General features: G+C 68.5%; 15 protein-coding genes. 5 read left to right on the forward strand and 10 right to left on the reverse strand.

Going from position 1 to position 16,825, the window contains the following annotated elements; all coding sequences use genetic code 11:
- Positions 1–155: 155 nt before the first annotated feature.
- The 3 genes from AC1RRV_RS04560 to AC1RRV_RS04570 all read right to left on the reverse strand — a co-directional run bounded on the left by AC1RRV_RS04560 (position 156) and on the right by AC1RRV_RS04570 (position 4,768).
- Complete coding sequence (locus AC1RRV_RS04560; protein WP_492858393.1) at positions 156–2,459, reverse strand: glycoside hydrolase family 3 N-terminal domain-containing protein; 2,304 nt, start codon at positions 2,457–2,459, stop codon at positions 156–158.
- Between the two features lie 71 nt (positions 2,460–2,530).
- Positions 2,531–3,877: a dicarboxylate/amino acid:cation symporter gene (locus AC1RRV_RS04565; RefSeq protein WP_492858394.1), complete on the reverse strand. Its 1,347-nt coding sequence runs from the start codon at positions 3,875–3,877 to the stop codon at positions 2,531–2,533.
- 96 nt (positions 3,878–3,973) lie between these two features.
- Positions 3,974–4,768, reverse strand: a complete 795-nt coding sequence (locus tag AC1RRV_RS04570; protein WP_492858395.1) for a DUF2306 domain-containing protein — start codon at positions 4,766–4,768, stop codon at positions 3,974–3,976.
- Between the two features lie 121 nt (positions 4,769–4,889).
- On the opposite strand from AC1RRV_RS04570, the gene AC1RRV_RS04575 reads away from it, so the two are divergent.
- A complete protein-coding gene (locus AC1RRV_RS04575; protein ID WP_492858396.1) occupies positions 4,890–5,915 on the forward strand; it encodes an AraC family transcriptional regulator in 1,026 nt (341 codons plus the stop codon).
- Here the strand turns inward: AC1RRV_RS04575 and AC1RRV_RS04580 are convergent.
- Together AC1RRV_RS04580 and AC1RRV_RS04585 are read right to left on the reverse strand one after the other, a co-directional pair.
- Positions 5,912–7,042 (reverse strand): HlyD family secretion protein, encoded by a 1,131-nt coding sequence (locus AC1RRV_RS04580; protein WP_492858397.1) that lies wholly within the window; start codon positions 7,040–7,042, stop codon positions 5,912–5,914. The two genes, AC1RRV_RS04575 and AC1RRV_RS04580, sit on opposite strands and share 4 nt — an antisense overlap.
- A complete protein-coding gene (locus AC1RRV_RS04585; RefSeq protein WP_492858398.1) occupies positions 7,039–7,632 on the reverse strand; it encodes a TetR/AcrR family transcriptional regulator in 594 nt (197 codons plus the stop codon). The genes AC1RRV_RS04580 and AC1RRV_RS04585 overlap by 4 nt, the downstream gene beginning before the upstream one ends.
- Positions 7,633–7,710: 78 nt before the next feature.
- Between AC1RRV_RS04585 and AC1RRV_RS04590 the strand changes: the two genes are divergently transcribed.
- Entirely contained in the window at positions 7,711–9,294 is a 1,584-nt protein-coding gene (locus tag AC1RRV_RS04590; protein ID WP_492858399.1) for a DHA2 family efflux MFS transporter permease subunit, read from the forward strand.
- Between the two features lie 76 nt (positions 9,295–9,370).
- On the opposite strand, the gene AC1RRV_RS04595 is transcribed toward AC1RRV_RS04590, so the two are convergent.
- Positions 9,371–10,738, reverse strand: coding sequence for a sugar MFS transporter (locus AC1RRV_RS04595; RefSeq protein ID WP_492858400.1), 1,368 nt, complete (start codon positions 10,736–10,738; stop codon positions 9,371–9,373).
- Between the two features lie 211 nt (positions 10,739–10,949).
- On the opposite strand from AC1RRV_RS04595, the gene AC1RRV_RS04600 reads away from it, so the two are divergent.
- Positions 10,950–11,117: a hypothetical protein gene (locus tag AC1RRV_RS04600; RefSeq protein ID WP_492858401.1), complete on the forward strand. Its 168-nt coding sequence runs from the start codon at positions 10,950–10,952 to the stop codon at positions 11,115–11,117.
- Here the strand turns inward: AC1RRV_RS04600 and AC1RRV_RS04605 are convergent.
- From AC1RRV_RS04605 to AC1RRV_RS04615, 3 genes are read right to left on the reverse strand one after another with little or no spacing between them, the layout of a single operon-like run.
- Positions 11,087–13,006 (reverse strand): hypothetical protein, encoded by a 1,920-nt coding sequence (locus tag AC1RRV_RS04605; protein WP_492858402.1) that lies wholly within the window; start codon positions 13,004–13,006, stop codon positions 11,087–11,089. The two genes, AC1RRV_RS04600 and AC1RRV_RS04605, sit on opposite strands and share 31 nt — an antisense overlap.
- Positions 13,003–13,440, reverse strand: a complete 438-nt coding sequence (locus AC1RRV_RS04610; RefSeq protein WP_492858403.1) for a GtrA family protein — start codon at positions 13,438–13,440, stop codon at positions 13,003–13,005. The genes AC1RRV_RS04605 and AC1RRV_RS04610 overlap by 4 nt, the downstream gene beginning before the upstream one ends.
- Before the next feature lie 2 nt (positions 13,441–13,442).
- Entirely contained in the window at positions 13,443–14,942 is a 1,500-nt protein-coding gene (locus tag AC1RRV_RS04615; RefSeq protein ID WP_492858404.1) for an NAD(P)/FAD-dependent oxidoreductase, read from the reverse strand.
- 255 nt (positions 14,943–15,197) lie between these two features.
- On the opposite strand from AC1RRV_RS04615, the gene AC1RRV_RS04620 reads away from it, so the two are divergent.
- Positions 15,198–15,683, forward strand: coding sequence for a glycine zipper 2TM domain-containing protein (locus AC1RRV_RS04620; RefSeq protein ID WP_492858405.1), 486 nt, complete (start codon positions 15,198–15,200; stop codon positions 15,681–15,683).
- Positions 15,684–15,711: 28 nt separating this feature from the next.
- Positions 15,712–16,176: a hypothetical protein gene (locus AC1RRV_RS04625; RefSeq protein ID WP_492858406.1), complete on the forward strand. Its 465-nt coding sequence runs from the start codon at positions 15,712–15,714 to the stop codon at positions 16,174–16,176.
- A gap of 19 nt (positions 16,177–16,195) precedes the next feature.
- On the opposite strand, the gene AC1RRV_RS04630 is transcribed toward AC1RRV_RS04625, so the two are convergent.
- Positions 16,196–16,822, reverse strand: coding sequence for a glutathione S-transferase family protein (locus tag AC1RRV_RS04630; RefSeq protein WP_492858407.1), 627 nt, complete (start codon positions 16,820–16,822; stop codon positions 16,196–16,198).
- Positions 16,823–16,825: the final 3 nt, after the last annotated feature.

Below are 16,825 nucleotides of genomic sequence, written 5' to 3' on the forward strand. Positions count from 1 at the left end.
AAGCCTTACTAGACAAGCTCATAGCCTGGACCTCGATCGTCCGGCCACTGTGCTGTCAGCGCCTCTTTTTCGCTTAACAGGCGACTAACAAAGCCAGATCAAACCTCGCCTGAGGTCATATTCCGGGGTCAATCCCAGGGTGTCTCGATTCGGATTTACCCCTGCCCGCTCGCCAAAAGCTCGAAACTGGCCGTCAGGCCGTCGGCTGAGGAGCTGGCGATCCACACGTCGAAGACGCCCGGCTCGACGATCCAGTAGTCGTTATCGCCGACGAACATCAGATGCTCGCGCTTCAGTTCGAACCGAACCTCGCGCTCGACGCCAGGGGCCAGGGAGACGCGCTGGAAGCCCTTCAGCTCGCGGACCGGGCGGGTGCGACTGGCGACACGGTCGCGGATATAGAGCTGGACGACGTGGTCGCCCTGGACCGCGCCGATGTTCTTCACCCTGGCGCTGACGTGCAGGGTCTCGCTCCAGCCCAAGCGCGGGGTGCTGAGCTTCACGTCGGAAACGGCGAAGCCGGTGTAGCTCAGGCCAAAGCCGAACGGATACAGCGCGTCATTGCGGATCGACCGCCAGCGCGCCTTGTACTCCTGCCCGTTCGGATCGGCCGGCGCCGGGCGGCCGGTGGTGCGGCCGTTGTAGAAGAACGGCTCCTGGCCGCTGTCGATCGGGAAGCTGACCGGCAGGCGGCCCGAGGGATTCACCCCGCCGAACAGCACGTCGGCCACGGCGTTGCCCATCTCGCTGCCCAGGAACCATGTGGCCAGGATCGCCGGCGCGTCGCGGACGGCGCCCTCCAGGGCCAGGGCGCGGCCGTGGCGCAGCAGCACGACGACCGGCTTGCCCGTGGCGGCCACGGCCTCGGCCAGACGTTGCTGGACCGCGGGAACGCGGATGTCGGTGCGCGATTTGGCCTCGCCGGTCATGTCCTGGCTCTCGCCGATGGCCAGCAGCACGACGTCGGCCGCCTGGGCGGCGGCGACCGCGCGCTCGATCCCGCCGGCGATAGCCGCCTCGACATCGCAGCCACGTTCGACGATCAGGCCCGCCGGGTCCGCCAACTGGGCGCGCAGACCCGTGGCGAGGTCGACGTTCAGCCGCCGGTCGGCGAAGAAGCCGCCCCAGGCGCCCAGCACGTTCTCGCGATCGTCCGCGAACGGACCGATCAGCGCCAGGCGCTTGCCGGCCTTGGGCAGCGGCAGGAGGTTGCGGTCGTTCTTCAGCAGCACGATCGAGCGCGCGCCGGCCTCACGGCTCAGCGCCCGGGTCGCCGGCGTGCCCATGCGCGAGGCCTCGGCCTTGGGGTCCAGCGAGCGGTAGGGATTGTCGAAGAGGCCGATCGCCTCCTTCAGCGCCAGCACCCGGCGAACCGAGGCGTCGACCACCGCCATGGGCACGGCGCCCGAGGCGACCAGTTCCGGCAGGTAGCGGATGTAGAGCCCGCTCTGCATGCTGATGTCGACGCCGGCCAGGATCGCCAGGCGCGCGGCGTCGCGATCGTCGGCGGCGAAACCGTGGGCGACCAGCTCCTGGTCGGCCGTGTAGTCCGAGATCACGACGCCCTTGAAGCCCCACTCCCCGCGCAGCAGGTCGGTCAGCAGGCGCTTGTTGGCGGTGGCCGGGACGCCATTGACGTCGTTGAAGGCCGACATGGTGGTCAAGGCCCCGGCCGCGAACGCGGCCTGGAACGGCGGCAGATGCACCTCGCGCAGGGTCGCTTCGGAGAGTTCGACCGAATTGTACTCCAGCCCCGCCGTCACCGCGCCATAGGCGGCGAAGTGCTTGGGCGTGGCCAGCATGCTGTCGTCGGCCTTGAGGTCCTTGCCCTGGAAGCCGCGCACGCGGGCAGCCGCCAGCACCTCGCCCAGATACACGTCCTCGCCCGAGCCCTCGACCACACGGCCCCAGCGCTGGTCGCGCGCGACGTCGACCATCGGCGCGAAGGTCCAGTGCAGGCCGGCGGCCGTGGCCTCCTGCGCCGCCGCCCGGGCGGTGCGCTCGGCCAGGTGCGGGTCGAAGCTGGCCGCCTCGGCCAAGGGGATCGGGAACACGGTGCGGAAGCCGTGGATCACATCGGCGGCGAACAGCAGCGGGATCTTCAGGCGCGAGCCCTCGACCGCGACCTTCTGGGTGTCGAGGGCGGCCTGGACGCCGACGCCGTTCATCAGCACGCCGATCCGGCCGGCCCTGATCTCGTCGGTCAGAATCTGGGCGTTGCGGATATTGACCAGCGGGTTCATGTCGCCGATCGGCGGCCGGATCATGTCGGCGAAGCACGACAACTGGCCGGCCTTCTCCTCGATCGTCATCTGGGCCAGCAGGGCTTCGACGCGATTGGAGGCGCGGGCGAAGGCGCTCGGAGCGGTGACGGCCAGGCCCGCCAGGGCGGCCGCACCGGACAGGAAGCCGCGTCGGCTTGACCCGTGCGGGCCGCCGTTCGTGGTCTTCAAAGCCATGGAATCCCCCGGGGACGCTTCACCAAGCGGGCAAATTCGCCGCTAAAGCGCCCCGGCGCAACCGCGCTCGCCTACTCCGCCGCCTGCAGCGCCGCATCGGCGGGCGTGCGGCCGGCGTCATAGATTTCCTGGTCCAGGATCCCTTCCCGCTTGGCCACGATGGTCGGGACCAGGGCCTGGCCCGCGACGTTCACGGCGGTGCGCCCCATGTCCAGGATCGGGTCGATGGCCAGCAGCAGGCCCGCGCCTTCCAGGGGCAGGCCCAGGGTCGACAGGGTCAGGGTCAGCATCACCGTCGCGCCCGTCAGGCCCGCCGTGGCGGCCGAGCCGATCACCGAGACGAAGACGATCAGCACATAGTCCGACCAGGCCAAGTGCACGCCGAAGAACTGGGCCACGAAGATCGCCGCGATCGCCGGATAGATCGCCGCGCAGCCGTCCATCTTGGTCGTCGCGCCGAACGGCACGGCGAAGGCGGCATAGGCGCGCGGCACGCCCAGGCTGGTCTCGGTCACGGCCTCGGTCACCGGCAGCGTCCCGACCGACGAGCGCGAGACGAAGCCCAGCTGGATCGCCGGCCAGGCGCCTTGGAAAAACTTCACGGGGTTGAGGCCGTTCAGGGCCAGGATCGTCGGGTAGACGACCAGTAGCACCAGGGCGAGACCCAGATAGATCGCGCCGGTGAAGGCGCCGAGCTGGCCCAGGGTCGTCCAGCCGTACTGGGCCACGGCGTTGCCCAGCAGGCCGACCGTGCCGATCGGCGTCAGGCGGATCACCCACCACAGCACCTTGCGCACAATGGCCAGGGCCGAGGCGTTGAACTTCAGGAACGCCTCGCCCGCCTCGCCGACCTTCAGCGCCGCCACGCCGGTGACCAGCGAGATCACCACGATCTGCAGCACGTTGAACGACAGCGAGGTGGTGGCCGCGCCCGCATCCGAGATCTTGGTCGAGGCTGCCAGGCCCAGGATGTTGCCGGGGACCAGGCCGGTCAGGAAGTCTAGCCACGAGCCGTGGGTCTTGGGCGCCTTGGCGGCGGCGGCCTCGACCGTGGTGTGCAGGCCCGGCTGCAGGATCAGGCCCAGGGCAATGCCGATCAGGACCGCGATCAGGGCCGTGACCGCGAACCAGAACAGGGTTCGCCAGACCAGGCGGGCGGCGTTCTGCATCTGGGCGATATTGGCGATGCTGGCGACGATGGCGGTGAACACCAGCGGTGGCACCAGGACGCGCAGCAGCTGGACGAAGATCACGCCGATCTGGTGCAGGGTCTCGGCCAGGCCGTAGCCGGCCTGTCCCTCGTCCGCCCCCAGCCTGCGGGCCAGCAGGCCAAGTCCCAGGCCCAGCACCATGGCGGCCAGAACCTGGATCCCGAAGCCGCTGATGAAGCGGCTGTTCTTGGCTTGGGCGGCGGCCATGCTCGTTCCTCAAAGACTGCGCGTTTAATGTCGTGCGCGGCAGTGGGATTTACGAGCGAGGTTTTTCGGCGATCCCCTTCAGGAAAACTGATCTGCCTAAAGGCGCGGCAGCCACATCCCCACGATGGCGAAGAAACCGCCCGCCGCCGTCGCCAGGGTCGCGACGACCATGCCGCCGGCCATGGCGAACTTGGCCAGGGTCCCTCCCCGATGGCGGGCCAGCAGATAGAGCTCGAGCACCGCCAACGGCAGCAGCACGTGGGCGAAGGCCAGGACGATGTCGAACGGCCCGTCGAAGGCGTCGGTGTGGCCCACCGGTCCTCGGTTGGCGACGAACCACAGCATCATGCCCAGGCGATAGAAGAACACGCCCAGCATCAGGACGAAGGCCCGCAGCGCCCAACGCCGGTGGACCTCGAACCGCCGGGCCCGCGCGAACCGGAAGGCCTGGGCGGCGCAGACCGCCAGCAGCACGGCGTTCAGCGTGTTGCCGACCGCCATATAGCTCCCGGCCACGGCGCCGCGCGTGAAGGCGATGTAGAGGCCCGAGCCGGCGATGGCGAAGGCCACGGCGACGAAGATCCGCCCGTTCCAGCGGTGCAAGGCGGGCGCCCTGGCCCGCAGCGCCGGGACAAGCTGCGTCGCTCCGGCGAAGGTCACGAACACCGCCAGCAACAGATGGACGCCCAGCGCCAGATTGCCGGCCGCGTCGCCTGGATTGTAGCCGTGCCCCTTGGGCAGCACGACGTTCCAGCGCTCCCAGTTCCCGGTCGCCGCCCCGACGCCGTAGATCGCGACGATGTAGATCCCGAAAGCCCACAACCCGGCGACCAGGGCGACGAACCAGGCGGCGGCCGAAAGGCTCAAGGCCCTGGCGGCGGTCTTTTCCATGCAGCTACTCATTCGATCGACGCATCCCTCGATCGGAAGGCTTAGGGACCACCCATCACGTCGACCATGACGCGCGGCGCCACGAACTTGACCCCGGCGATCACGCTGCTACCGCTCGACCATGGGTACGGTGCGTGCGCAGGCGACGGTTTCGGGCGGGTTCTTCAAGGGCCTGCTGACGTTCGCCGCGTCGCTGGGCGCCGATCGCGAGGCGCTGCTGGCGCGCGCCGGCGTGCGTGAAAGCGACCTCGCCGACCAGGACGCGCGGATCCCGTTGGACGCCTACAAGGCGCTCTATCGCGCCGGCCAGGCGCTGACCGGCGAGCCGGCCCTGGCCCTGAAGTTTCCAGAAGCCACCCGCTTCGAGGAAATCTCGATCGTCGGCCTGATCTGTCAGTCGGCCGAGACCATGGGCGCCGCCCTCAAACAGTTGAACCGCTTCTCGCGCCTGGTCGTCGAGGTCGACGGCGTTTCGGACGGCCCGCGCTTCCAGCTGACGCCACGCAACGGGGAGCTCTGGTTGGAAGACCGCTGCTCGAACGCCGAGGACTTTCCGGAACTGGTCGAGGCGGCGCTGGCCCGCTTCACCTGCGAAATGGCCCGCCATTATCCGGACTTCACCTTTGTCCGCGCCGTGCATCTGACCCGCTCGCGCCCGGCCCACGCGGCGGCCTACGAGCCGATCCTGCGGGCGCCCGTCACCTTCGGGGCGGCCTGGAACGCCCTGCGGATCGAGCCCTCCTGGCTGGCGCTGGAGATCCACCGCCCCAACCGCTACGCCTTCGGCGTCTTCAACGGCCACGCCGACGCTCTGCTGAAGGGTCTGGAAGACGCCAAGACCACGCGCGGCCGGGTCGAGGCGCTGCTGATCCCCTTGCTGCACACCGGCGAACTGGCCATGGAGGGCGTCGCTCGCGCCCTGGGACTTTCCCGACCGACACTGTATCGCCGACTGAAGGCCGAGGGGGTCAGTTTCGACCAGGTGCTGGACACCCTGCGCCACCGGATGGCCGTGACCTATCTGGAGGACGAGCGCCTGTCGGTGAACCAGACGGCCTATCTGGTCGGCTTCTCCGAGACGAGCGCCTTCTCCCGCGCTTTCAAACGCTGGACGGGAACTAGTCCACGCGGCCGCAAGGCGACCTAGTCTCTCAACCGGACCTTCACCGTCGTCGAGAGGCCTGGCCGCAGCCGCGCCACCTGGGCCTGGCCGGGATCGAGGCGGATGCGCACCGGCACGCGTTGGACGATCTTGGTGAAGTTGCCCGTGCCCGGCTCGAACGGCAGCAATGAGAACTGCGAGCCGGAACCGGGCGCGAAGCTCTCGACGTGGCCCTTCAGCGCCTTGCCGTCCAGGGCGTCGACCTTGATCGTCGCCTCCTGACCGGGAAGCATCCGCGCCACCTGGGTCTCCTTGAAGTTGGCGACCACGTAGAGGGCCTTCACCGGCACGATGGTCATCAGCCGCGTACCGGGCTGGACATAGTCGCCGGGCTCGGCCTGGCGGTCGCCGACCACGCCGTCGATCGGCGAGACGATGATCGTGTGGTTCTGGTCCTGGCGGGCCAGGATCAGGGCCGCGCGGGCGCGAGCCACGGCCGCCTGGGCCTGGGCGAGGTTGGCCGACAGGGTGGCGCGCTTGGCGGCGGTGACAGCCGCCTGGTCCTGGCTGACGGCCAGCTGGGCGCGGCTGCGGTCGGCGGCCGATTGGGCTCCGACGGCGGTGGCGCGGAAACGCTCGACGTCGCGCCGGGCCACCGCCCCGCTGTCGGCGAGATCCTCGTAGCGCTTGCGGTCTGCCTGGGCGCGGACGTTCTCCGCGTCGGCGGCGGCGATCGTGGTCTGGGCGGCGCGGATGTTGGAACCCGCCAGGCGCTGCTCGGCGTCCAGCGAAACCAGGGCCGCGCGGGCGCTGGCGGCGGCGGCCTCGGCATTGGCGATGTCGGCCTCGGCCGAGGCGACGCGGGCGTCGAACTCTTCCGGATCGATGCGGACCAGAGGATCGCCGCGCTTGACCGCCTGGTTGTGGCCGACCAGCACCTGGGCCACGAGGCCCCGCACCTTGGGCGCGACGCTGGAACTATCGGCCTGAAGATAGGCCGCGTCGGTCGAGACCGAACTCTTGGGCATGGCGATCAGCGCCGCGCCGCCCGCGGCCACCACGAGGGCGCCGCCCACGGCCAGCACGCTCTTGCGCGAGAACGGGGCCTTGCGGGCCTTCACGGACGGCTTCGCGGCGACGCCCGAGGCGTCTTCAAAGGTGGCGTCGGTCATTGGGCGGCCTCCAGGCCGAGGCGGCGCTTCAGGTGCGTCCGCGAGCGTTCGAGCATGGCGTCGGAGCGGTCGGGATTGGCCTCGGCCCGCGCCAGGGTGATGGCGCCGACCAGTTCGGCCAGGGTCGAGCTGGCTTCGTCCTCGGCATGGTCGCGGCCCAGCGCCGTCAGATGCTTGGTGATGATCCCCGTCAGGTGGGCCACGCCCCTGGCGTAGCGCTCTCGCGAGGCCTCGTTCAGGCGCGGCGCGTCGACCGCCAGATACGGCAGCGGACAACCGCCCTCGCGCGTGTCGCGGTGGCGGCGCGAGAGGTAGAAGTCGATATAGCCGGTCAGGGCCTCGCGCGGCGGCAGCCCTTTGATCTTCTCCAGCATCACTGTCGGCCCGCCCTCGAACATGTGGGCGACAGCCTCGGCGATGAAGACCTCCTTCGACGGGAAGTGGGCGTAGAAGCCCCCGTGCGTCAGGCCCGCCCGGGCCATGACCCCGGCCACGCCCAGACGGTGCGGACCTTCCTCGCGAATGGCCTTGGCGGCCTCGTCCAGCACCTTCTGGCGGGTGCGCGCCTTGTGTTCGTTGTCGTAGCGCATCTTGCGGCCTCGATTACATGACGCATATAATATTATGGCCATCATACTTTCAAGGGGCGCTCCCCCCGGGATCTGAACATGAGCGACGACGCCAAGCCGATCGACCCGGGCGCCCTGCCCACCCCGACCAAGTTCCTGATCTTCGCGGTGATGGCGTTTGGCCAGTTCATGGCCCTGATCGACATCCAGATCGTGGCGGCGTCGCTGAACAGCGTGCAGGCGGGCCTGTCCGCCGGACCCGACGAAATCAGCTGGGTGCAGACCGGCTATCTGATGGCCGAGCTGGTGATGATCCCGTTCGCCGCCTTCCTGGCCCAGGCGCTGTCGACGCGGTGGCTGTTCGCCTTGTCGGCCGGCCTGTTCACGATCTCCTCGGCCTTGTGCGGCATGGCCTGGGACATCGACTCGATGATCCTGTTCCGCGTGCTGCAGGGCTTCACCGGCGGGGCCATGGTGCCGACCGTCTTCGCCACCGGCTTCGCCATGTTCTCAGGACCTCAGAGGGCGATGATCCCGGCGATCCTGGGCATGGTCTCGGTGCTGGCGCCGACCCTGGGCCCCACGGTCGGCGGCTGGCTGACCGACGCCATCGGCTGGCGCTCGATCTTCTATATCAACATCGTGCCCGGAGCTCTGGTCACCCTGCTGGCGATCCAGTTCATCAAGGTCGACCGGCCAAATCTCTCGATGCTCAAGAAGATCGACTATTCGCACCTGGCGGCCATGGCGATTTTCCTGGGCGGGCTGGAGTTCGTGCTCGAGGAAGGCCCGCGCAAGCAGTGGTTCGAGGATACGCACATCGCCATCGCCGCCTGGGTGACGGTCGTGGCCCTGGCCCTATTTATCGAGCGCTCGCTGCGGTCGGGCGGGCCGATCGTCAAGCTGTCGCCGTTCCGCAAGCCGACCTTCGCCTTCGCCTGCGCCTTCAACCTGGTGATCGGTTTTGGGCTCTATGCGTCGACCTATCTGATCCCGGTCTTCCTGGGCCGGGTGCGCGGCTATGACAGCCTGGAAATCGGCACGACGGTCGTGGTCACCGGCATCGCTCAGATCCTGTCGACGGTGATCGCCGCGCGCCTGTCGACGCGGGTCGACGCCCGGATCACCGTCAGCGTCGGCCTGACCCTGTTCGCCGCCGCCCTGTGGCTGACCTCGCACATGACCAGCGAGTGGGGCTTCATGGCCCTGCTGGGCCCGCAGGCCTTGCGCGGCTTCGCGATCATGCTCTGCATCGTGCCCAGCGTGACCCTGGCCCTGGGCGGGTTCGAGGCGGCCGAGCTGCGCTACGCCTCGGGCCTGTTCAACCTGATGCGCAACCTGGGCGGGGCCATCGGCATCGCCGTGGTCAATACCTGGCTGGGCGACAACGCCCGCATCCATGTGGCCCGCTTCGGCGAGGCCCTGGGCGAGGCCGGACGTTCGGGGACCGACGCCCTTGGAGCCCTGGCCGCTCGCATCGCCGAGCGCACGCCCGACGCCGCCCAGGCCGCCCTGATCATGCAGGGCGAACTGGCCAAGGTGGTCGGTCGCGAGGCCCTGACCCTGGCCTTCAACGACGTCTTCCGGGTGATGGCCGTGCTGTTCCTGGCGGCCCTGGTCATGGCCCCGTTCTGCAAGCCGCCGCCTCTGGCCGGCGCGGCCCCGCCGCCGGACGCGCACTGAGCAAAAAAGAACCCCGGGAAGACAGGCTTCCCGGGGGGCTTGCAGGTAGTTCGGTTTGAAAGGTTCGCGGGAGGGCCTAGTGGGCGCTCGCCACGCCCTCTTCGATCTCGTGGGTCGGGGCCTTCTTGGCGGCCAGGGCGAACCACAGGACGTAGACGTAGCAAATCAGCGGCGCGATGAAGGCCAGCGACTTCGAACCGGTCGCTTCCTCGATGGCGCCGAAGGCCAAGGGCAGGAACGCGCCGCCGACGATGGCCATGCACAGCAGGCCCGAGGTCGCCGAGGCCGGGGCCGACGAGCGCTGCAGGGTCAGAGTGAAGATCGTTGGGAACATGATCGAGTTGAACAGGCCGATCAGCAGGGCCGCGAAGGCCGGGATCAGGCCGCTGGTGACCGGAACCGTGGCCAGCAGCAGGTTCACCTCACCCGCGTGAGCCGTGGGGACCATGTCCTTGGTGAAGATCACCAGCAGGCTCAGCGCGATGGCGCCGACGGCCACGAAGGCCAGCAGGGCGTAGTCCTTGATCGACTTCAGCAGGGCCGAACCGCCGAAGCGGCCGATCATGGCGAAGACCATGTAGAAGGTGGTCATCTTGCCGGCCTGTTCGGCCGGGATGTTCAGGATGTGCGCTTCCTCGAGGAACAGCAGCAGGTTCAGCGAGATCGCCACCTCCGCGCCCACATAGAGGAAGATGCCGATCGCGCCGAGATTGGCCCACTTCGAGCCCAGGGCCGTCAGCGGATTGACGAAGTGCCCGGTCTTCGGGGCGGCTTCGGTGATCAGGTGGCGCACGAAGAAGATGGCCAGGACGAACAGGGCTAGGCCCACGCCGATCGCGAAATAGACGTTGGAGACGAAGCCCAGGGCCTGCTCGCGCATCGGCTCGGTGATCGTGATCCCCTTCTGGAAGATCTCGCCCTTCAGCAGGAAGTTCGCGCCGAACCACAGGCCGCAGGCCGCGCCCAGCGAGTTGAACGATTGCGAGAGGTTCAGGCGGAACGAGCTGTCCTCCGGACGGCCCATCGAGGCGATCAGCGGATTGGCGGCCACCTGCAGCAGGGTGATGCCCGAGGCCATCACGAAAAGGGCCGTCAGCACCAGGGCGAAGGTGTGCAGCTTGGCCGCGGCGATGGCGATGAAGCAGCCGACGACGATGCCGCCCAGGCCGACCATGACCGACTTGGCGTAGCCGAACTTCGACAGGAAACCGGCCGAGGGCATCGACATGACGCCATAGGCGATGAAGAAGGCGAAGCCGGTCAGGTTGGCTTCGACGGGGCTGAGCGTGAAGACCGTCTTCATGGTCTTCAGCAGCGGGTCCAGCAAGTTGGTGACCAGGGCCCAGATGAAGAACAGGCACGTCACATAGACGATGGCGAGCTTGACGCCCCCGCTCTTGCCCTCGCCCCGGGTAGGGGATTTCGCGATCGCGGCGTCGGTCATCGGACGGCGCCCTCGAGGCTATATGTTACCGCAATCACTGCACCACTCCCTTAGTGACGATGTTCTATGAGTCCGTCTTTCGCGGACGCGACATTCACCGGAAGCGTGACAACGTTGTCAACCACAGTCGTGGTTTTTCCGTGATTTAGACCGCTGCTGACGGAACCGGAATCGCCCTGCCCTCGCTTGATCCAGACAGCGGGAGACCACCATGTCGGTTCTGGCGATCCTCTTGATTTCAGGCGTTTTCGTGCTGGCGGCGATGGCCGGCCTGGCCGACGCCCTGGTGCATTTCATCTGCTGGGCCGCCAGCCGGCTGACCGCGCCAAAGACGATCGCCGAGCGACCTCAGCCGCCGGCGCAGGGAATCACCGCGTAGCGCCGCGCGGTCAGCCAGCGGCTGCCGGTCCCGTCGTCCAGATCCTGGACGTAGGGCGCCTTGGGCGTCCAGTCGCGGGCGTTCAGGCGCGGATCGGGCGCGCTGGTCTCGTCATCCCAGCGTGGCCAGACGATCCAGGCCGGGGCGTGGGGGGCGGAGCAGAAGGCGCGCACCTTTTCCGGGTTCGGCGGCGAGGTCCGCCGCGCCGCGACGGTCAGCGCCCGCATCCAGTCGTCCCCCGCCAAGCCAGTCGCCCGCAGACGCTCCGCGCGGGCCGCCAGCTCCAGCGCGAGGGGGCGTGAGAAGACGACGCCGGCGCTCTGCACCTTGCTCGACCAGCTGGGCCGGCCCATCAAGGCCCACGACTCGATATCGCCGACCATCCACAGCACCTCGCCCGGCTTCCAGGCGGTCATGGCGACCAGATCGGGGTCCCTGCCCCGGTCCCGCTGACGGACGGAGGCCGAGCGGTCGTCCCAAAGGCATGCCGCCAGCAGGCCGATCACGGCGACGGCCACGATGCTCAGGGCAACGGGCGGCGCCTTCCAGCCCTTCGCGAGCCAGAGACCGACGACCACCGCCACCGCGAGACCCGGCAGGTCGCTGCTCCAGACGAAGCCCTGGCTGAACGGCCAGGCGGCCGGCATCCGCTCCAGGGCGGCGGCCAGAGCCACGCCTCGAAGCGCGGCATAACCCACGATCGCCAAGGCCAGCAGGCCGACGGCGACGCCGTAGAACAGGCCCGGCTTGCCATAGCGCATCTTGCCGCCGACCAGAACGAACATCAGCCCGACCGGCGCGGCCATCAGGCCAAGATTGCCGCTGTCGCGGAACATCCAGCCCATGCCCAGGAACGCCAGGCCCAGCAGGCCGGAAGCGCCGCGCTTGGGCAGCTCGAAACAGCCCAGCGCCAGACCGGCGGCGGCCAGAACGGCCAGGGGCTGCAAGGTCCGCCAGCCCTGGACCTGCAGGAACAGCAGCAGCGAAAGACGGTCGCCGAGGAGATAGGTCGCGGCGACGCCGACCAGGCCGGCGATCAGCGCGCCAAGGGCCAGCCGGCGCGACGCGCCGGTCAGCAGGAAGGCCGCCGCCGCCACGGTGCAGGCGTGGACCGTCAGCCGGCTCCAGGTGTCGATCGACCAGAGTGAGGGAAATAGGATCGGACTGCGCATCTCGACAACCGCCCGCCAAGCGGGGTCCATCACGGTGACGATGCGGTCGGCGACCGGCAGGCGCAGCAGGCCGGCGGCCGTCAGCGCGACGACCCCGGCCAGACCGGCCCACAGCCAGCGGCGGTCCTCGATGCAGATCGCCACGCCGATGGCGGCCGCTGAACACAGGCCCATGATCGGGTGGAACAGCATGCCGGGAACACAGGCCAGCAGGGCCAGGACCCGCCGCCCCGACAGATAGGCCGCCATCCCCAGCAGGCCCGCCGCTTCGGCCAATCCACGGGGCGTCGCATAGGGCTCGCCAAAGCCGATCACGTCCATCGGACCATACAACGAGGGCAGAGCCACGACGAAGGCCAGCGCCGCCCAGCGCACGGCCGGCGGACGGTCGGCCAGGAAGCGATTGACCAGCAAGACGGCGGCGGCGAACCAAAGGACCAGGGTCAGGGCGACGATCAGCATCGTCCCGCCCGACAGGCCCAGCTCGTGGATCATCCGGGCCAGGACCTTGGTGTAGAGGCTGAACCCGAACTGGCCGTCGTGGACGAACATCAGGTCCTTGCCGACGCCGTGCGGATCCAGCTTGCCCAGAGCGTCGGCGACGTACAGGCGACCGTCGTGGCGGACGCCCTGATAGGGACGGCTGAGCAGGAATAGCCCGAATGCCGCCAAAAGGCCCAGCCAAGGCCCCTTCAGCAAACGGTCGAAGCGGCTCACGACCGCGCGGCGTCGATGCGGGGCGCGCGGAACAGCAGCGCCCTGCGGACGGCGAAATTGAACAGGAAGACGATCCCGGCGGTCGGGATCTTGGCCAGGCCCGGGGTCATGTGCAGCCGCTCGACCCAAAGAGCCATCAGGCCCTGGGTCAGGACCAGGCCGGCCAGGCCCACGCCCAGGAAGCCGATGAACTCGCGGCGACGGTCGGCGATCGGACGATGGTTGAAGACCATCCGGACCGACAGGGCGTAGGCCACGCCGATGCCGGTGGTGAACCCGATGGCCGAAGCGGCGAGGTAGTTCACGCCGAACTTGGTCAGGGCCAGCAGCAGGCCCCAGTCGACCGCCAGGGCGGCGGCGCTGGCGAAGCCGTAGAGGATCAACTCACGCAGCCCCTCGGGCAGACGCCGCCAGAGCTGCGCGAGCAGGTTCATGATCAGGCGGCGACCTTCTTCGGGACGGCGCGTTCGCTGCGCAGGGCCTCGCGGGCCCCGGAAACGCCAGCCTCGCTGTACTCGGCGTCCTCGTTGACCGCCCACACATCGTGGACGATCTCGCCGGCGATGATGTTCTCGGCCGTCAGCAGGCCGGTCATCATCGCGTGGTCCTGATTGTTGTACTTGTGCATGCCGTTGCGGCCGACGAGGTGCAGGCCCGGGAAGTGCAGCTTCAGATCCAGGCGGATCATGTTGATGTGCTCGGCATAGGAGTCGTCATAGACCGGATAGGCCTTGTGCTGGCGCACCACGCAGGCGTCGTAGACCTCGTCGGGGTTCATCAGGCCGATCTTGGCGATCTCGCGCTTGGCCTGGGCGACCAGGTCCTCGTCCGAGGTGGTCCACAGGCCATCGCCCTCGAAGCAGAAATACTCCAGGCCCAGGCAGGTCGAGACGCCGTCCGGGATCATCTCGGGCGACCACGAGCGGAAGTTCTGCACGCGGCCGACCTTCACCGACGGGTCGTGGATGTAGATCCAGTTGTCCGGCAGCTCCTTCTGCGGGCGGCCGATCAGCACGACCGTCAGGAAGTCACGATACATCAGCTCGCCGGCGTGGAAGATGCTGATCGGGGTCGGGCTGACCGCCTGCATCAACTCGCGGATCGGAGCCGAGGAGACCACGTCATTGGCCGTATAGATCTCCTTCTTGCCGTCGGCGCAGGAGACCGAGACGGTCCAGATCTTGGCCAGCTTGTCGTAGTGCAGACCATCGACCTTGCGGCCCATGTGGATCTGGCCGCCCAGGGTGGTGATCTTTTCGGCGCAGGCCTCCCACATCATGCCGGGGCCCTTGCGGGGATAGCGGAAGCTTTCGATCAGGGTCTTGGGCGAACCGTCCCCCGCCTTGGCCTTGACGCCCAGCGAGCGCTTGACGCCGTCGATGATGGCGGCGGCCAGGTCCAGGCCCTTGATGCGCTGGCTGGCCCAGTCGGCCGAGATCTCGTCGCAGCTCATGCCCCACACCTTCTCGGTGTAGGTCTTGAAGAAGATCGAGAACAGCTTCTCGCCGAACTGATTGCGGACCCACTCGTGGAAGGTGGTCGGATTGGCGATCGGCTTCAGCTTGGCCCAGCCGAACGAGGCCATGCACTTGGTCGCCGTCCAGACGCCCAGGTTGGCCAGGGCCTCGAAGGCCTTCAGCGGATAGGCGTAGAACTTCTCACGGTAATAGATCCGCGACAGGCGCGGCCGGTCGATGAAGTCGTCGGGCAGGATCTCGTTCCAGAGGTCGACGATCTCCTTGCTCTTCGAGAAGAAGCGGTGACCGCCGATGTCGAACTTGAAGCCCTTGTAGTCAACGGTCCGGCTGATGCCGCCGACATAGGTCGGGTCCATCTCCAGCACGGTGACGCCACGCCCGGCCTTTGCCAGGGTGTAGGCGGTCGTCAGGCCCGCCGGGCCGCCGCCGATCACCAAGGTTTCCACGTGCTGGGCCATACGCCCCCCTCTCGCGCCACTCGGGCGATCCCATTTCAGTACAGGATGGGGCGGGATGGTTAAGGCGGCCTCCCCGGGCGTGGTGAATCCGCGTTAATTGTGAATCCGGGACGATAGGTCGCGGAGACCGGCGCCGGTACGCCTTTCGATCCTGGGCGGACACTCGCGAAGTCGCCTCGCCGACACTCCCGCGCATCCTTCCGGACGCCGAGCGCGTTGTGACGCCTGAGGGACTTCACCCGGCGAGGAACAAAAATGGCTCGTCTCATCGTTATCGGCCTGGCCATCAGCGCCATGGCCCTTCCGACCTTTACGCCCACCGACGCGGACGCCGCCTCGTGCCGCAGCCGCAAGGCGACGGGCACGGTGATTGGCGGTCTGGGCGGCGCCCTGGTCGGCAATGCGATCAAGCGCGGCGGCACGGGCCTGCTGATCGGCGGCGTCGGTGGCGCGCTGGTCGGTCGCCAAGTCGGCAAGAGCGGCTGCCGCAGCACCCGCACGGTTTACTACGACTCCGCCCCGCGCGCGTCCGCGCCGCGAGCCCAGCCGCAACCGGTGCGCCAAGTCTATTACGACCACATGGGCAATCCGGTCGCCAGCGGCGAGGTCCGGGACGGGACCTTCCAGCAGGTCTCCGCGCCCATGGCCGCGAGCGGCGGCGCCTGCCGCAACGCGACGATCTCGTACTACGACGATCGCAGCCGCCTGACGAAGCGCGACGTCCAAATCTGCCCCCACTGACCTTCGGCGACACCAGGGAAATCAAACGATGATCCGCAAGCCCGTGATGGCCGTTCTCGCTCTCTCCGCCTTCGGTCTGGCCGCGTGCGAGGAGCCGCCCAACGGCATGGCCAATCCCAAGATCTGCGCCGACTTCAACGCCAACAGCAACGCCGGCGCGACGGCGGCCGCCGACCCATCGACGCCGGTGGACGAGTGCACGCGGCGCTGGGCCTATAGTCTGGCCGGCTCGAAGGACAGCGCCGAGGTCGTGGCCGAAGCGGTCATCGCCGCATGCGCCCCCGCCCTCAGCCGCTGGAACCAGGCCTCGCTGGGGCAGGCCGGGCCGTCCAGCGGCGAGCAGGCGCTGAGCCTGACGACAGGCCAGCCGACCAACCCGCTGGCCGAGCACAGCAGCTTCGCCCAGGGCCGCGCCCTGCTCTACGTGGTCCAGGCCCGGGCCGGTCGCTGCAAGCCGCCGCCGGTCACCAACGGCGTCCCGACCGGCCTCTAGGCGCCCGATCTAGGCCGATCTAGGCAAGAGCCGCCCGCTCCCACGCCAGGAACTCTGGCGTCTGCAGGAGGCGCTCGCAGTAGGCGCTGGCCGCGCCGGCGTCGCCATGGTCCGACAGGTCGACGCCATAGGTGCGGAAGCGTGTCGCCACCGGCGTGTAGAAGGCGTCGGCGATCGACCATTCGCCCAGCAGGAACGGTCCGCCCGAGCGCTCGAGCAACAGGTTCCAGCGGTCGACGATCTTGCGCACGTCCTTCTGGACAGCTTCGGAGAGGTCCAGCTTGCGCGGGGCCTCCTCCAGCGCCATCGGGCATTCGCCGCGCAGGGCCTGGAAGCCCGAGTGCATCTCGGCCGACACGGAACGGCCCATCGCCCGCAAGGCCGGATCGGTCGGCCACAGCTTCGCTTCCGGGAACTTCTCGGCCAGATATTCGCAAATCGCCAGCGAGTCCCAGACCACCAGGTCGCCGTCCCGCAGGGCCGGGGCCAGCTTGCTGGGTGAGATCCTGCCGATCTCGGCGGTCGTCACCTCGCCCTGGCGCAGCTCGACCTCGACCTCCTCGAAGGCGGCGCCCGTATGCTTGAGCGCCAGCCATGGACGCAGCGACCAGCTGGACCACCGCTTGGTGCCGATCACGAGTTCCATGGC

The organism is Caulobacter sp. GW821-FHT11E10, from assembly GCF_058808375.1.

What these genes read in the sequence shown, in the direction of transcription:
- AC1RRV_RS04575 (WP_492858396.1), top strand. Translation starts at nt 4,890, where the DNA reads ATGGGTACGGTGCGTGCGCAGGCGACGGTTTCGGGCGGGTTCTTCAAG.
- AC1RRV_RS04615 (WP_492858404.1), bottom strand. Translation starts at nt 14,942, where the DNA reads ATGGCCCAGCACGTGGAAACCTTGGTGATCGGCGGCGGCCCGGCGGGC.
- AC1RRV_RS04630 (WP_492858407.1), bottom strand. Translation starts at nt 16,822, where the DNA reads ATGGAACTCGTGATCGGCACCAAGCGGTGGTCCAGCTGGTCGCTGCGT.
- AC1RRV_RS04625 (WP_492858406.1), top strand. Translation starts at nt 15,712, where the DNA reads ATGATCCGCAAGCCCGTGATGGCCGTTCTCGCTCTCTCCGCCTTCGGT.
- AC1RRV_RS04600 (WP_492858401.1), top strand. Translation starts at nt 10,950, where the DNA reads ATGTCGGTTCTGGCGATCCTCTTGATTTCAGGCGTTTTCGTGCTGGCG.
- AC1RRV_RS04585 (WP_492858398.1), bottom strand. Translation starts at nt 7,632, where the DNA reads ATGCGCTACGACAACGAACACAAGGCGCGCACCCGCCAGAAGGTGCTG.
- AC1RRV_RS04565 (WP_492858394.1), bottom strand. Translation starts at nt 3,877, where the DNA reads ATGGCCGCCGCCCAAGCCAAGAACAGCCGCTTCATCAGCGGCTTCGGG.
- AC1RRV_RS04620 (WP_492858405.1), top strand. Translation starts at nt 15,198, where the DNA reads ATGGCTCGTCTCATCGTTATCGGCCTGGCCATCAGCGCCATGGCCCTT.
- AC1RRV_RS04570 (WP_492858395.1), bottom strand. Translation starts at nt 4,768, where the DNA reads ATGGAAAAGACCGCCGCCAGGGCCTTGAGCCTTTCGGCCGCCGCCTGG.
- AC1RRV_RS04580 (WP_492858397.1), bottom strand. Translation starts at nt 7,042, where the DNA reads ATGACCGACGCCACCTTTGAAGACGCCTCGGGCGTCGCCGCGAAGCCG.
- AC1RRV_RS04610 (WP_492858403.1), bottom strand. Translation starts at nt 13,440, where the DNA reads ATGAACCTGCTCGCGCAGCTCTGGCGGCGTCTGCCCGAGGGGCTGCGT.
- AC1RRV_RS04595 (WP_492858400.1), bottom strand. Translation starts at nt 10,738, where the DNA reads ATGACCGACGCCGCGATCGCGAAATCCCCTACCCGGGGCGAGGGCAAG.
- AC1RRV_RS04560 (WP_492858393.1), bottom strand. Translation starts at nt 2,459, where the DNA reads ATGGCTTTGAAGACCACGAACGGCGGCCCGCACGGGTCAAGCCGACGC.
- AC1RRV_RS04590 (WP_492858399.1), top strand. Translation starts at nt 7,711, where the DNA reads ATGAGCGACGACGCCAAGCCGATCGACCCGGGCGCCCTGCCCACCCCG.